Source organism: Salmonella sp. SAL4457, from assembly GCF_046548235.1.
GTDB classification, from domain to species: domain Bacteria; phylum Pseudomonadota; class Gammaproteobacteria; order Enterobacterales; family Enterobacteriaceae; genus Salmonella; species Salmonella enterica.
The window spans coordinates 1-237 of record NZ_JBGDZO010001295.1; the positions used below are offsets into that span (position 1 = coordinate 1).

Sequence of the window (237 nt, forward strand, 5' to 3'; positions counted from 1 at the left end):
CCTTCAGGGCGACCACGAAGCTGTGTCGCGGCGGTGCCGTGTATACCGCGCTGACCCGCGAGGCCTGGCCCTGGGCGTCGGCCGCCGGGATGACCTGCACCAGGGACAGGTCGCGGGCGTCCAGCAGCACCAGGTTGCCGGGCAGGTAGTTGCCCACCAGGACCCAGCGCCCGTCGTCGCTGACCGCCAGGTTGCGCGTGTTGAGGCCGGCGCGGACCTCGGCGACCACCTTCAGGT

At 72.2% G+C, this 237-nt stretch carries 1 protein-coding gene; it reads right to left on the reverse strand.

The annotated features are described in order from the left end of the window. Nucleotides 1-237 (reverse strand): cytochrome D1 domain-containing protein (locus tag ACLJNW_RS28380; protein WP_410961998.1); only part of this gene is annotated, 237 nt, incomplete at both ends.